We start from the raw sequence: 14042 nt of genomic DNA on the forward strand, positions 1-14042 counted from the left end.
CGCATCCGGCCCGTTTCTTTGTGCTGCTCCGCCAATGGGGTACCATGCCGGACGCCGACCGAATGGAGAGGGAACCGCCCTCACGTCCCGAAGGGACCGCCACCGGCGCTCCCTCCGACGCCATTGCCGCGTCAGGAGGCGCCGGTTTCCGACGAGGGGTCCGTGCAACAGGAGAGACAGCGAGACATGACATACAGGGAACTCAAGCGACGTTACGAAACCGGCCGGCTCGACCGCCGGTCCTTCCTGCAGGGCGCCGCCGCCGTCGGTGCGCTGGGCGCCGCGAGCATGCTGGCCGCTCCCCAGGCGCAGGCCCAGAAGAAGGGCGGCACCATGCGTATGGGCAAGGCGCACGGCCAGACGACGGACACGCTGGATCCCGGCACGGCCGAGAACGGCTTCACCATCGCGTTGCTCTACGGCGTGCACGGCTTCATGACCGAGGTCGGCCAGGACGGATCACTGAAGCCCGGCGTCGCCGAAAGCTGGGAGGCCTCGCCCGACGCCGCGGTCTGGACCTTCAAGCTGCGGCCCGGCGTGACGTTTCACAGCGGCAAGGCCCTGGAGGCGAGCGACGTCGTCGCCTCGATCAACCACCATCGCGGCGAGGGTTCCACGTCGGCCGCCGGTCCGCTGGTCAAGCCGGTCACCGACATCCGTGCCGAGGGCACGGACACGGTCGTCTTCGAGCTGGAAGCCGGCAATGCCGACTTCCCCTTCGTGCTGAGCGACTATCATCTGGTCATCGGGCCGGCGAAGGACGGCAAGCTGGACTGGAAGTCCGGCGACGGCTGCGGCGCCTACCGGCTGACTCGTTTCGATCCCGGCGTCACCGCCGAACTGGAGAAGTTCGGCGATTTCTGGGACGACGGCCGCGGCTTCTTCGACGAGATCGAGATGCTCTGCCTGGTCGATCTCAATGCGCGCACCACGGCGCTGGTTTCCGGCGATGTGGACGCCATCGACCGGCTGGACCTGAAGACGGTGGGGCTGCTGGGCCGCCGGCCCGGCGTCGACATCCACTCGGTGGCGGGCAACCAGCACTACACCTTCGCCATGTCGACCAACCAGGATCCCTACACCGACAACAATGTCCGTCTCGCCCTGAAGCACGCGGTGAACCGCGAGGAACTGGTGGAGAAGATCCTGTTCGGCTATGGCACGGTCGGCAACGATCATCCGATCGGCCGCGGGCAGCGTTACTACAACGACGAGCTGGCGCAGACCAGCTACGACCCCGACAAGGCGAAATACCACCTGAAGCAGGCCGGGATGGACAGCCTGGAGGTCAGCCTGTCCGCCGCTGACGCGGCCTTCGGCGGCGCCGTCGACGCTGCCGTCCTGTTCCAGAACTCCGCCAAGGAGGCCGGCATCGAGGTGAATGTATCCCGCGAGCCGAACGACGGTTACTGGTCGGACGTGTGGATGAAGAAGCCCTTCAGCGCCGTCTACTGGGGCGGCCGTCCGGTCGAGGATCAGATGTTCTCCACCGCCTACCAGACGGGCGCGGCGTGGAACGATACCTTCTGGTCGAATGAGCGCTTCGACGAACTGCTGATCGCGGCCCGCGCCGAGCTGGACGAGGCGAAGCGCCGGGAGATGTATTACGAGATGCAGGCGATCTTGAATCAGGATGGCGGCGCCATCATCCCGATGTTCGCCTCCTATGTCTTCGCCACCTCCGACAAGGTCGGCCATGGCGACTTCGCCTCGAACTGGGACCTGGACGGCGAGCGCTGGATGGAGCGCTGGTGGTTCAAGTGATCTGACCGTCTCCGGACGACAGAGACACACGCGCGGGCCGCGCCGGTAACCGGGGCGGCCCGTTGGGTTCCGGCGCTTGACCTGCGTCAAGGCTGGCCTGCGCCATGTGTGTCACCTATCTGTCGGCACACAGGCATCCGGAGGGCCGCATTTCGTGTCGGAACCCGAAACGCAGGACGAGGCGCGCCGTCTCCTGGCCGACCCGGCGACCCACGGCGGCGGCACGGTCGAAGTCGTCGAAACCCACGCCAACCTGATCTTTCTGGGTCCCGAACTGGCCTTCAAGATGAAGAAGGCCGTCCGCTACCCCTATCTGGATTACGGCACGCCGGAACGGCGGCGGCGCTTCTGCGAAGCGGAGGTCGAGATCAACCGCCGCACCGCACCGGAGATCTATCTCGACGCCGTTCCGTTGACGCGGGAGCCCGGCGGGGCGCTGGCGCTGGACGGCGCCGGCGAACCGGTTGAGTGGGTCGTGCGCATGAAGCGCTTCGACGATGACATGCTGCTCGACCGCCTGGCGCGGCGGGGCGAACTGACCGACCGGATCTGCCGGGACACGGCGGATGTCATCTTTGACTTCCATCAGCAGACCGAGACGCGCGGCGGGCGCGACGCCGCCGCCGACATGACCGCGGTGGCGGACGGCAATATCGCCGAGCTCCGGCGTCACGGCGCGGCGGTATTCGAGGATCGCGCGATCGACCTGCTCGAAGAACGCACCCGGCAGGCCATCGAATCCGGGCGGAGCCTGCTGCATCAACGGGCAGCGGAGGATGCGGTGCGCCACGTCCATGGCGACCTGCACCTGCGCAACATCGTCCTGCTCGACGGACGCCCGACGCTGTTCGACGCCATCGAGTTCGACCCGGGCCTCAGCGACATCGACGTCCTCTACGACCTGGCCTTCCTGCTCATGGACCTGCTGCACCGCGATCTGAAACGGGAAGCCAATCTGGTGATGAACCGATACCTGGCGCGCAGCGGCGACTATCGCGGCGTGGGCCTGCTCCCCCTCTACCTGTCGCTCAGGGCCGGAATTCGGGCGCACACCACCGCCTCGGCGGCCAAGGGGCCCGGGGACCGGGAGAAGGCCGGGGAGGCGCAGGCCTATCTCGACCTCGCGCTGGCGATGCTGGCGCCCGACCGGCCGCGCGCGGTCGCCATCGGCGGGGCCAGCGGCACGGGCAAGTCGACGGCCGCGGCCATGCTCGCCCCGCTGCTGGGGAAGGCCGCGGGCGCGGTGCATCTGCGCAGCGACGTCATCCGCAAGCGCCTGAAAGGCCGAAGGCCCGAGGAGAAACTGGGCGAGAGCGCCTACAGCTCCGCCGTTTCGCGCCGCGTCTTCCACACCCTGGCCGAAGAGGCGCAGACAGTCGCCAGGGCGGGCCGACCGGTGGTCGTGGACGCGGTCTTCGGCCACGCCAGGAACATAGATCCCCTGCGCGCGGCTCTGGCGGTTGAGGGCGTGAGCCTGGAAGGCTTCTGGCTCGACGCGGACCCGGCGATCCTGCGCGAACGCGTCGGCGGTCGCCGCGACGATGCCTCCGACGCCGACGAACGGGTTCTGGCGAAGCAGCTGGGCAATCTGGAACGGCCTTCGGGCTGGCGGCTCATCGACGCGTCGGGAAGCCCGGAGGACACTGTCGCGCTGATCCGCGCCGCGCTGAACGAAGACAGTTCCGGCGCCCCACAGGGCCGAACCCGGCTATGACGCTCCGACCGGCGCGCCGATGCAGCGGGCGGCATGTATGGCCAGCATCTTCTCCTCGTCCGTCGGCAGGCGGAGCAGCCTGATCCGGCTGCCGTCGGCGTCGAAACGCTCCGCGCCTGCAGCGTTCGCGGCCTCGTCTGCGACGGCGCCAAGCAGGCCGAGCCGGCTGCAGATGTCGGCGCGAATCGCCGGCGCGTTCTCCCCCACCCCAGCGGTGAAGACCAGCCCGTCCAGACCGCCGAGGCTGACCGCCAGCGCGCCGATCTCGCGGGCGACGCGATAGCAGAAGTACTCGATCGCGAAGGCCGCCGCGGGCGTGCCGGCTGCCTGCAGTTCACGCATGTCGCCGCTCAGCCCCGACAGTCCCTTCAGGCCGCTGTCGCGGTAGAGCATGCGCTCCACCTCGGCCAGCGGGCGGCCTTCCCGCCACAGATGCAGGACCACGCCCGGATCGAGTTGGCCGGTGCGCGTCGCCATGGGCAGGCCGTCCAGGGCGGTGAAACCCATGGTGCTGTCGACGCTGCGTCCGTCGCGCATGGCGCAGAGGCTGGCGCCGGCGCCGAGATGGGCCACGATGACCCGTCCGGAGGCGAGTTCAGGATCCAGATTGCGGAGCCGCCGGGCGATGTATTCATAGGATAGGCCGTGAAAGCCGTAGCGACGGACACCGGCTTCGGTCATTTCGCGGGGCAGGGCATAGACCTCGGCCACCTTCGGATGGTCACGGTGAAACGCGGTATCGAAGCAGGCAACCTGCGGCGTTCCCGGCAGCGCCCGGGCCAGCGCCACCATGCCGGCCAGGTTATGCGGCTGGTGAAGCGGCGCCAGCGGAATGAAGGCCTCCAGTTCGCGCACCACCGCCCCGTCCGCCAGCAGCGGCCAGACATGGTCGGGTCCGCCGTGGACGATGCGGTGGGAACAGGCGGCGATCTTCGCCCCGCCCAGCGCCTCGCCGATCCAGGCCACCAGCGCAGCCATGGCGCGCTCGTGGTCCGCGCCCGGCAGTTCCTGCGAATGGGGCTCGCCCGCTGCTTCGGCGCGGAAGGCGCAATCGTCGGATCCCAGCGCATCGACATGGCCGAAGGCAACCCGCGCCAGCGACGGCAGGCGGAACGCCCCGAACTTGATCGTCGAGGAACCGGCATTGACCGCGAGGATCAGGTCGTCCGCCATCCGTCCTCCCCGATCACCGCCGCGGCCGCCGCGAGGCGCCGCGCATGGGCGATGACCGCTGCCACGGCGGCGGAGGCGAGGCGCGCGGTCGCGTCGTCGGAGCGGCTTGTCAGGATGATCGGCGCGCGTGCCCCCATCACCACGCCGGCAGCACGCGCTTTGGCGAAGAAGGTGAGCTGCTTGGCGATCATGTTGCCCGCCTCCATGTCCGGCGCGACCAGGATATCGGCGCGGCCCGCGACGGGCGAGCGGATGCCCTTGATCCTGGCTGCCTCCACGCTGACGGCGTTGTCGAAGGCCAGCGGCCCGTCCAGGTCCGCCCCCGTGATCTGACCGCGGTCGGCCATCTTGCAGAGCGCGGCGGCGTCCACCGTGGAGGGGATCTTCGGCGTGACCGTCTCGACGGCCGACAGGATCGCGACCTTGGGCCGTTCGATCCCCAGCGCGTGCACGCATTCGATGGCGTTCCGGACGATGTCGGCCTTGGCCAGTAGATCAGGATAGATGTTGATGGCCGCATCGGTGATGAAGTGCAGGCGGTCCTGACCCGGGATCTCCAGGGCGAAGACATGGCTGAGACGCTTTTCCGTGCGCAGGCCGGTCTCCTTGGCAAGCACCGCATGGAGCAGTTCGTCGGTGTGCAGACTGCCCTTCATCAGCGCCTCGGCACGGCCCTGACGGACGGCCGCAACCGCCATCTCCGCGGACTCGTGGCTGTGGCGGGTGTCGATCCGGGGCCAGGCCGAGATGTCGAGACCGAGCTCCGCGGCGGCGGCGTCGATGCGGTGCCGAGGCCCCACGAGCAGAGGCTCGATGAGGCCCGCACGGGCCGCGTCCGCGGCGCCCTGCAGCGAGGGCGCGTCACAGGGATGAACGACCGCCGTGGGCGCGGACGGATAGGCGGCGGCGCGCGCCACCAGTGCGGAGAAGATTTCGGTCATTGTTCCGGTTCGCCCGATCTGTTGCTGCCCTGGGCAGCCTGACCGCCACATGCTGCAACAGCATTGCGCCAGATCAAGACCGCCGGGGCCAGTGTGGTGCGCACAATTGAGCCAGATCAAGATCGCCGGGCGCCGCCGCCGCTATGCTCGCGTCATTCTGGGAACAACGCATGGAGGGGCGTCAATGGCCTCGATCTCGACCATCGTGAAGAAGCACGTCGAAGCCGCCGTCGCCGAGGCCGCGGAAACCGGCTATTCCCGCGAGGAAGTCGCGCGCTCGATGATGTCCTTCGTCATGCAGATCTACCGCGAGAACCGGCCGATCGAGGAGATCGCCGAGGAACTGCGCTACATCATCGACAATCTCGACCCCGACGAGCAATACGCCTTCATGCGGCCCTGACCGCGGCCTGCGCGGCGCAGAAGGTCTTCGTCGTCGACGGCTGAGGCTCTACGCTGGCGCCCGGAACGCCGCGAAAGGAGCCGCATCATGGAAGACCTGTTGCCGTCGGGCGTCCGCTCCGGGCGCGTGGACAATCTGAACGGGCTGGAGATGTTCTACCTGGAGGCCGGTTCACCCGACGCGCCGGTCCTGCTGCTGCTCCACGGCTTTCCGGAGCTCGCCTTCTCCTGGCGCAGGGTGATGACGCCGCTGGCCGCCGCCGGCTACCGGGTCATTGCGCCCGATCAGCGCGGCTATGGCCGGACCACAGGCTGGGACCCCGGTTTCGAGGACCCGGAGCGGGCCTGCCGCATGCTGAACCTGGCGACCGACGCGCTGGGGCTGCTCAAGGCCCTCGACATCGGAGAGGTCGCGGCCGTCGTCGGACACGATTTCGGCTCGCCGGTGGCGGCGCACTGCGCTCTGATCCGGCCAGACGTCTTCCGGCGCGCGGCGCTGATGAGCGCGCCGTTCGGCGGCCCGCCGCCGTTGGCGCCGAGGGCCGGCAGCGGCGATATCCACGCCGACCTCGCCGCTCTCGCCCGCCCGCGCAAGCATTACCAATGGTACTACGTCACGCTCGAAGCCAACCGCGACATGCTGAATGCGCCGCAGGGCCTGCACGACTTCCTGCGTGCCTACTACCACGCGAAGAGCGGCGACTGGCCGGGCAACCGGCCATATGAACTGGCGGCGTGGAGCGCGGAGGAACTGGCGAAACTGCCGACCTACTACGTCATGGACCGCGATGCCGGCATGGCGGAGACCGTGGCGCCCGACATGCCGACGCCGGAAGAAATCGCCGCCTGCGGCTGGCTGACCGACGCGGAGCTGGCGGTCTATGTGGAGGCCTACCGCAGCACGGGATTCCAGTGCGCGCTCAACTGGTACCGCAACATGACCGACCCCGCCTATCTGGCCGACATGCGGGTCTTCGCCGGCCGGCGGCTGGACGTGCCCGCCTGTTTCATCGCCGGGGCGCGGGACTGGGGCATCCATCAGCGCCCGGGCGCGCTGCAGGCGATGGCCGAGCGCGCCTGCGCCGACTGGCGCGGGACGACGCTGATCGACGGCGCAGGCCACTGGGTCCAGCAGGAACGGCCCGAGGCGGTTGTCGGTGCGCTTCTCGACTTCCTGGCGGACTAACCGTTGAGCACCAGCGCCATGATCACGGCGCCTGCGAGACCGCCCATCACGGCGGCGCCCGCCGTGAGCCAGGCCGTACGCTTGCGCCGCTTCGCGGTGACGTCGAGGGTCTCCGAGGCCAACACGGGCAACGCCGAAAGGCGATCGATGGCGATTTCCGTCCGCGCCAGCAGTCTGGGCACCCGGTCGATCATGTCCAGCGCCGTGCCGAGACCGTCGACGACGCGCGCCTCCAGCCCCAGATTCTCCTCGGCCCAGCCTTCCACGACCGGCTGCGCCGCCTCCCAGAAGTTGATCTCCGGGTCCAGATCACGGGCCACGCCTTCCACCGTGACCATCGTCTTCTGCAGCAGCAGCAGCTCAGTCCGGGTCTCCATGTCGAAGGTCTTTGTGATGCGGAAGAGCTGCGCCAGCAGCCGGCCGACGGAAATCTCGCTCACCGGCTTGCCGCGGATCGGCGCGCCGATGGAGCGGCAGGCCTGTGCGAAGGCGTCGACCGACTTGTGACGCGGCACGTAGCCGGCGGCGAAATGCACCTCCGCCGCCCGGCGGTAATCGCCGGCAATGAAGGCGCCCAGCATCTCCGCCATGAACATGCGGGTTGGCCGGTCCAACCGGCCCATGATGCCGAAATCGACCGCGACGATGACACCGTCGGGCTTCACGAACAGGTTCCCCTGATGCATGTCGGCGTGAAACAGCCCCTCGTTCATCGCCTGCCGCAGGAAGATGCGGATGACGCGGACCGCGACGTCCTTCAGGTCGATGCCCGCCGCCTCCAGCGCCGCGCGGTCGCCCATGGAGATGCCGCGCACCCGCTCCATGGTCAGCACCGACTCGCCGGTGCGTTCCCAATCGACCGCTGGCGCCTCGAAATCGGGATCGCTTTCGAACATCTCCCCGATTTCGTCGGCGGCCGCCGCCTCCAGCCGGAAGTCCATTTCCAGCTCGACGGTTTCCTGCAGGGTGCGCACGACCTCCGTCGGCTTCAGCCGCCGAAGCTCGGGCTCGGCCCGCTCGGCCATCGCGGCCAGCCAGTAGAACAGCCCCAGGTCGCGTTCCATCATTTCCGCGATGCCGGGCCGGACGACCTTGACCGCAACCTCCCGGATCGTCTCGCCGTCGCGCACGGTCGCGAAATGAACCTGGGCGATGGAAGCGGCCGCGACCGGTTCTTCGTCGAAGCTCTCGAACAGCTCTTCCAACGGGCGGCCGAGCTGATCCTCGATCTTTCCCTTCGCCTTCTCGAACGGGAAGGGCGGCAGCCGGTCGCGCAGACGGTCCAGATCGTGGGCAATGTCCTCGCCCAGCAGATCGGCGCGCACCGACAGCGCCTGCCCAAGCTTGATGAAGGAGGGGCCCAGATCCTCGAAGGCCGCGGCCAGCCGTTCGCCGGGGCGGCGTTCGCGGTTCTTCCGGCTGCGCAGCGCGAACAGCCGCGCCAGGCGAACGACCAATGGCGGGGCGTCGAACTGCTGCAGCGGGAACAGGGCGTCGTGACGCGCCAGGGTGCGCGCGATGACGATCAGCCGACCGAGATAGCGGAGCTTGCGGAACATGGCGACCGACCCGATCATGGCCGGCCGGCGCCGCGGGCGCGAAGCGATCGGTACCCGGAAGCCATCCGGGTCAGATCCGCCAGCCGTGGTGAATGGCGGCGACGCCGCCGGTCAGATCCTCGTGGGCCACGCGGCGGAAGCCGGCCTCCTCGATCATCGCGGCGAAGGCCCGCTGATCGGGAAAGCGGCGGATGCTCTCGGCAAGATAGCGGTAGGCGGCCTCGTCACCGGCCACGAGTCGGCCCAGGCGCGGCAGCACCTGGAAGGAATAGACGTCGTAGGCCGGACGCAACGCCGCACGCACACTGGAGAATTCGAGGCAGTAGAAACGCCCGCCCGGCTTCAGCACGCGCCGCATCTCCGTCAGCGCCTTCGGGATGCGGGTGACGTTGCGGATGCCGAAGGCGATGGTCACGGCGTCGAAGCGGTGATCGGGAAAGGGCAGCGCCTCGGCGTCGCCCACGACCCAGTCGATGCCGCGGACTACGCCCCGGTCGATAAGCCGGTCGCGCCCGGCCGCCACCATGGCCTCGTTGATGTCGCAGAGCGTGACCTTCGCCGCGCCGCCGGTGCGTTCCAGGATGCGCCGCGCGATATCCCCGGTCCCGCCGGCCAGGTCGAGGACCCGCTCCCCGGGCCGGGGCCGGAGGGAAGCGACAAAGCGTTCCTTCCAGAGGCGGTGGACGCCCCCGGACATCAGGTCGTTCATCAGGTCGTAGCGGCCGGCGACCGAGCGGAAGACCTCGCCCACGCGCGCGGATTTCTCCGCCGCGGGAACCTCCGAAAAGCCGAAGCTTGCCTTCTCTTCATCGCTGTCCGTCATGGCGGGATGGACCATAGCGGAGGCCCGAGGGCCGCGCTACATTGCGGCCCATGCCGGAACTGCCCGAAGTCGAGACCGTTCGTCGCGGACTGGAGCGCCGCCTGAAGGGGCGCGTGTTCTCGCGTGTCGAGGTGCGCCGGCCGGACCTGCGCTTCCCCCTGCCCGAGAACATGGCCGAACGCCTGACCGGCCGCCGTGTCGAGGCCCTGCGCCGCCGCGCCAAGTACCTGCTGTTCGATCTCGACGACCGCCAGACCCTGATCGGGCATTTGGGCATGTCGGGACGGATGCACATCCACGACGCCCTGCCGAACGCGCAACGCCCGCACGAGCACATCGTCTTCGTAGCCGACGACGGCACGGCGGTCATTTTTCAGGATCACCGCCGTTTCGGCTTCTTCGACCTGGCCAAGACCAGCGCGCTGGAAAGCCACCGCTTCTTCGCCTCGCTGGGTCCGGAACCGCTGGACGCCGCCTTCGACGGCGCCGAGCTGAGCCGTCGCCTCGCCGGCAAGCGGACGCCGATCAAGGCCGCGCTGCTGGATCAGCGGATCGTCGCCGGCCTCGGCAACATCTATGTCTGCGAAGCGCTGTTCCGCGCCGGCATCTCGCCGAAGCGGATCGCCGCCACCGTCGCCGGCCGGCGTGCGGAGCGGCTGGTCCCGGAAATCAAGGCGGTGCTGGAGGAAGCCATCGCCGCCGGCGGCTCGACGCTGCGCGATTATGTCCAGGCCTCCGGCGAACTGGGTTATTTCCAGCACGACTTCCGGGTCTATGGCCGGGAGGGCGAGCCGTGCCGGAAGCCCGGCTGCAAGGGCGCGGTGGGGCGACTGGTGCAGTCCGGCCGGTCGACGTTCCATTGCGGGGTCTGCCAGCGATGAGGCGCCTGGCCGCCATCGCCGCACTCTGCCTCGCGCCACTGCTGGCGCGGGCCGACGGCTGGATCGAGACCCTGGACATTCCGCTGATGCCGGGCCTGGTGGTCAACGCTGACAGCGAGACCGTGTTCGAGACTGCCGAGGGCCGTGTCGTCGTGGTACGCGCAGCCGGACCTGTTGCGCGCGAGGCCGTTGAAAGTTACTACGCCTCGGCCCTGCCCGGTCTCGGCTGGAACGCCGGACCGGGTGGCGAGCTCCTGCGCGACGGGGAGCGCATGGAACTGGAAATCAGGGGCCAGGGCGGCGAGACCGCCGTGACCTTCAGGCTGGCGCCGCGCTGAACAGCGGCGACCGACATACGGGGAGACCGGACATGGCCTATGAATGCATCCTCACCGACACGCGGGGACCCGTCGGGCTGATCACACTCAACCGACCGGACGCGCTCAATGCGCTGAACAAGCAGCTCATGGACGAGCTGACCGACGCACTGATGAAGTATGAGGCCGACGACGCCATCGGCGCCATGGTCATCACCGGCTCGTCCAAGGCCTTCGCGGCCGGCGCCGACATCAAGGAGATGCAGCCCAAGTCCTACATGGACGTCTACATGGAGGACTTCATCACCGCCAACTGGGAAACCGCGAGCAAGGTGCGCAAGCCGGTCATCGCCGCGGTGGCGGGCTATGCGCTGGGCGGCGGCTGCGAACTGGCCATGATGTGCGACTTCATTCTGGCCGGCGAGAACGCCAAGTTCGGCCAGCCCGAGATCAACCTGGGCGTCATTCCGGGCGCAGGCGGCACCCAGCGCCTGACCCGCTTCGTCGGCAAGTCCAAGGCGATGGAAATGGTGCTCACCGCGCGCATGATGGACGCCGAGGAGGCCGAGCGCTCCGGACTGGTGAGCCGCATCGTGCCCGTCGACGACCTGGTCGAGGAGGCCGTCAGCACGGCCACGAAGATCGCCGAGCTCTCGCGCCCGTCGGTGATGATCGCCAAGGAATCGGTCAACAAGGCCTACGAAACCATGCTGCGCGACGGCATCATGTTCGAGCGCCGCGTCTTCCACTCGCTGTTCGCGACCGAGGACCAGAACGAGGGCATGGCCGCCTTCGCCGAGAAGCGCAAGCCCGCCTTCAAGAACAGGTAGAAAGTAGCAGAATTCCGCCGATACGTTCTCCCTCCCCCATCGAAGGGGGAGGAAACATGGCGGCGCTTGAACTCAATCCAGGTAAGGCTGCAGGCGCTCCATGGCCTGGGACAGGGCGGCTTCGGAGCTGGCGAAGCAGAGCCTGAGATAGCCCTCGCCGCCCGGACCGAACGCGCTGCCGGGCGCGAGGCCGACGCCGGCCTCGTCGCGCAGCCTGCGGCAGAAGGCGAGGCTGCCCTCGGCCATCCCCTCGACGGCAAAGAAGGCGTAGAAGGCCGCGTCGGGCGGCGTGTAGCGCACGCGCGAGAAGCGGCCGAGAGACTGGGTGATCAGGTCCCGGCGGCGGTGCAGCCGCTCGGCCAGCCCGTCGACATAGGGATCGCCATCGTGCAGCGCGGCGACGCCGGCGTGCTGCACGAATGTCGTCGGCGCCGCCATGTTGTATTCGTTCAGCTTGGCCAGCGCCCCTCCGATGCTGGCTGGCGCCGTGATCCAGCCCAGCCGCCAGCCGGTCATCGACCAGCTCTTGGAGAAGCTGTTGATGGCGATCACCCGGTCATCGGGGTCCGCGACCTCGACGAAGGAGGGCGCGTGGTGGCGGTCATAGACCAGGCGGGCGTAGACGTCGTCCGCGATCAGCCAGATGCCTTTCCTGCGCGCCCATTCCATGATCGCGTCGCGCTCCGCCTCCGACATCATCCAGCCCGTCGGGTTGCCCGGCGAGTTGATGAAGACCGCCTTCGTGCGCTCGTCGGCGGCGTCGAACAACCGGTCGAGGTCCAGCGACCAGCGGCCGTCGCGCTCGTCCAGCAGCACGCGGCGCACCTCGCCGCTCAGGATCTTCACGGTCTCGGCGCAGTTGGGCCAGACCGGGCTGATCACCAGCACGTTGTCCCCCGGGTCCACCAGCGCCTGGAAGGCCAGCATGATCGCGTTCATGCCCGAGGCCGTGACCGTGAAGCGGTCGCGCGCGAAGTCGCGGCCGTAGATCCGCGTCATGTAGGCCTGGATCTCGGCGCGCAGCGGCCCGATGCCGGCATTGGGGGCGTAGAAGGTCTCCCCCGCGTCCAGCGCGGCCTTGGCGGCGTCGCGGATGAAGTCCGGCGTCTCCTCGTCCGACTCGCCGAACCAGAGCGCGATCAGGCCGGGCTTGCCGATATAATCCAGCGCCACCTCGCGGATCTGCGAATCGGGCAGGTCGCGGATCAGGTCGCGGACTTCGGGGGGCGTGCGGCTCATCGGTCGTCCTTCATGGCCAGTCGCAGGAGGTCGAGGGCCGCCTTTTCCACTGTCGCGTCCCCGGTCGTCAATGCCCTTGCCAGCCGCTCCACTTCGGCGCTGTCGACCGCCGAGAGACGCCGCGACGCCAGATCAAGCGCCGCACGCCGGAGCAGACGCCGGGCACGGGCCATGGGCGCGGCGTGGCGGCGCTCCCGCCCCAGCGCGTCCACCGCGGCAGCGAGTTCCGCCACCCCTTCCCCGTTCAGCGCCGTGGTCTTCAGCACTGCCGGCCGCGTCCCCTCGGGCCGCATGCTGGCCATCGTCTTCAGATGGCGGAGCGTCTGGGCCGCCAGCGGGTGGTCGCCCTTGTTGACCACAAGGATGTCGGCGATCTCGAGTATGCCGGCCTTGATCGCCTGCACGTCGTCGCCCAGGCCGGGCGCGGCGACCACCACCTTGACGTCCGCCACATCGGCGATCTCCACCTCCGACTGGCCGGCGCCGACCGTCTCGATGACGATGACGTCGCGGCCGCCGGCGTCCATGCAGTCCATCACGCGGACGGCGCTGCGCGACAGCCCGCCGAGGTGACCGCGGCTGGCCAGCGACCGCACGAACACCCCGTCATCGCCGGCATGGCCGGTCATGCGGATGCGGTCGCCCAGGATCGCGCCGCCGGAAATCGGACTGGAGGGGTCGACCGCGATGACGCCGACCGTGCGGCCGCGCTCGCGCTGTTCCCGGACGAAGGCGTTGACCAGGGTCGACTTGCCCGCGCCGGGCGGCCCGGTGAAGCCGACCGAAATGGCGCGGCCCAGGCGGCCCTGCATCGCCCGAAGCACCGCGGTCGCCTCGCGGTTCTCGTTCTCGACCGCCGTGATCGCGCGGCTCAGCGCGCGGCGCTCGCCAGCCAGCCAGTCGTCCAGCCAGTCGGGTGGCGCGTCGTCCGCGCCCGGCCTGTCAGCGGGGTTCTTCAAAACGGTCGGCGACCAGCCGGCCCAGCGCCGCCACCGCCTCCTCGGCGTCCTCGCCCTCGGCCGTGACCTGGATCGCGGTGCCCTTGGCCGCGGCCAGCAGCATCAGGCCCATGATGGAGTCGGCCTCGACGGCGACGCCGTCCTTTTCCACCGTGATACGGGCCCCCCACTGCTTGGCGCAGTGCACGAACTTGACCGCGGCGCGGGCGTGCAGGCCCTTTTCGTTGCAGATGGTGAGCGATTCCCGAATCACC

Annotated in this window: 14 protein-coding genes; 7 read left to right on the top strand and 7 right to left on the bottom strand. The window is 69.0% G+C overall.

Annotated features, from left to right (window positions below):
• Positions 1-186 precede the first annotated feature (186 nt).
• A complete protein-coding gene (locus tag TEF_16470) occupies positions 187-1764 on the top strand; it encodes a peptide ABC transporter substrate-binding protein (GenBank protein ANK82206.1) in 1578 nt (525 codons plus the stop codon).
• Between the two features lie 154 nt (positions 1765-1918).
• The gene (locus TEF_16475) at positions 1919-3478 is read left to right on the top strand and encodes a hypothetical protein (protein ANK82207.1); all 1560 of its coding nucleotides are present in this window, start codon (positions 1919-1921) and stop codon (positions 3476-3478) included.
• Here the strand turns inward: TEF_16475 and TEF_16480 are convergent.
• Together TEF_16480 and TEF_16485 are read right to left on the bottom strand one after the other, a co-directional pair.
• Entirely contained in the window at positions 3473-4651 is a 1179-nt protein-coding gene (locus TEF_16480; protein ANK82208.1) for an acetate kinase, read from the bottom strand. The two genes, TEF_16475 and TEF_16480, sit on opposite strands and share 6 nt — an antisense overlap.
• On the bottom strand, positions 4636-5592 hold the full coding sequence (locus TEF_16485) for a phosphate acetyltransferase (GenBank protein ANK82209.1): 957 nt from the start codon (positions 5590-5592) through the stop codon (positions 4636-4638). Before TEF_16485 ends, TEF_16480 begins: the two co-directional genes overlap by 16 nt.
• A gap of 184 nt (positions 5593-5776) precedes the next feature.
• Between TEF_16485 and TEF_16490 the strand changes: the two genes are divergently transcribed.
• On the top strand, positions 5777-5995 hold the full coding sequence (locus TEF_16490) for a hypothetical protein (GenBank protein ID ANK82210.1): 219 nt from the start codon (positions 5777-5779) through the stop codon (positions 5993-5995).
• An 87-nt stretch (positions 5996-6082) separates the two neighbouring features.
• A complete protein-coding gene (locus TEF_16495) occupies positions 6083-7180 on the top strand; it encodes an alpha/beta hydrolase (protein ANK82211.1) in 1098 nt (365 codons plus the stop codon).
• Here the strand turns inward: TEF_16495 and TEF_16500 are convergent.
• Together TEF_16500 and TEF_16505 are read right to left on the bottom strand one after the other, a co-directional pair.
• Positions 7177-8739 (bottom strand): 2-polyprenylphenol 6-hydroxylase, encoded by a 1563-nt coding sequence (locus TEF_16500; GenBank protein ID ANK83554.1) that lies wholly within the window; start codon positions 8737-8739, stop codon positions 7177-7179. The two genes, TEF_16495 and TEF_16500, sit on opposite strands and share 4 nt — an antisense overlap.
• Positions 8740-8809: 70 nt before the next feature.
• Positions 8810-9562, bottom strand: a complete 753-nt coding sequence (locus TEF_16505) for a bifunctional demethylmenaquinone methyltransferase/2-methoxy-6-polyprenyl-1,4-benzoquinol methylase (GenBank protein ANK83555.1) — start codon at positions 9560-9562, stop codon at positions 8810-8812.
• A gap of 50 nt (positions 9563-9612) precedes the next feature.
• Between TEF_16505 and TEF_16510 the strand changes: the two genes are divergently transcribed.
• Genes TEF_16510 through TEF_16520 form a run of 3 tightly spaced genes read left to right on the top strand, consistent with a single transcriptional unit; the run spans position 9613 to position 11590 of the window.
• A complete protein-coding gene (locus TEF_16510; GenBank protein ANK82212.1) occupies positions 9613-10443 on the top strand; it encodes a DNA-formamidopyrimidine glycosylase in 831 nt (276 codons plus the stop codon).
• Positions 10440-10781 (top strand): hypothetical protein, encoded by a 342-nt coding sequence (locus TEF_16515; protein ID ANK82213.1) that lies wholly within the window; start codon positions 10440-10442, stop codon positions 10779-10781. Before TEF_16510 ends, TEF_16515 begins: the two co-directional genes overlap by 4 nt.
• A gap of 32 nt (positions 10782-10813) precedes the next feature.
• Positions 10814-11590, top strand: coding sequence for an enoyl-CoA hydratase (locus TEF_16520; protein ANK82214.1), 777 nt, complete (start codon positions 10814-10816; stop codon positions 11588-11590).
• Between the two features lie 72 nt (positions 11591-11662).
• Here TEF_16520 and TEF_16525 read toward each other — a convergent pair whose 3' ends face one another.
• The 3 genes from TEF_16525 to TEF_16535 are packed head-to-tail and all read right to left on the bottom strand — an operon-like array spanning position 11663 to position 14041.
• A complete protein-coding gene (locus tag TEF_16525; protein ID ANK82215.1) occupies positions 11663-12829 on the bottom strand; it encodes an aspartate aminotransferase in 1167 nt (388 codons plus the stop codon).
• Entirely contained in the window at positions 12826-13788 is a 963-nt protein-coding gene (locus tag TEF_16530; protein ANK82216.1) for a hypothetical protein, read from the bottom strand. The genes TEF_16525 and TEF_16530 overlap by 4 nt, the downstream gene beginning before the upstream one ends.
• Positions 13772-14041: a hypothetical protein gene (locus TEF_16535; GenBank protein ANK83556.1), complete on the bottom strand. Its 270-nt coding sequence runs from the start codon at positions 14039-14041 to the stop codon at positions 13772-13774. Before TEF_16535 ends, TEF_16530 begins: the two co-directional genes overlap by 17 nt.
• Position 14042 lies beyond the last annotated feature (1 nt).

The organism is Rhizobiales bacterium NRL2 (genome assembly GCA_001664005.1).
Taxonomy (GTDB): Bacteria; Pseudomonadota; Alphaproteobacteria; order Minwuiales; family Minwuiaceae; genus Minwuia.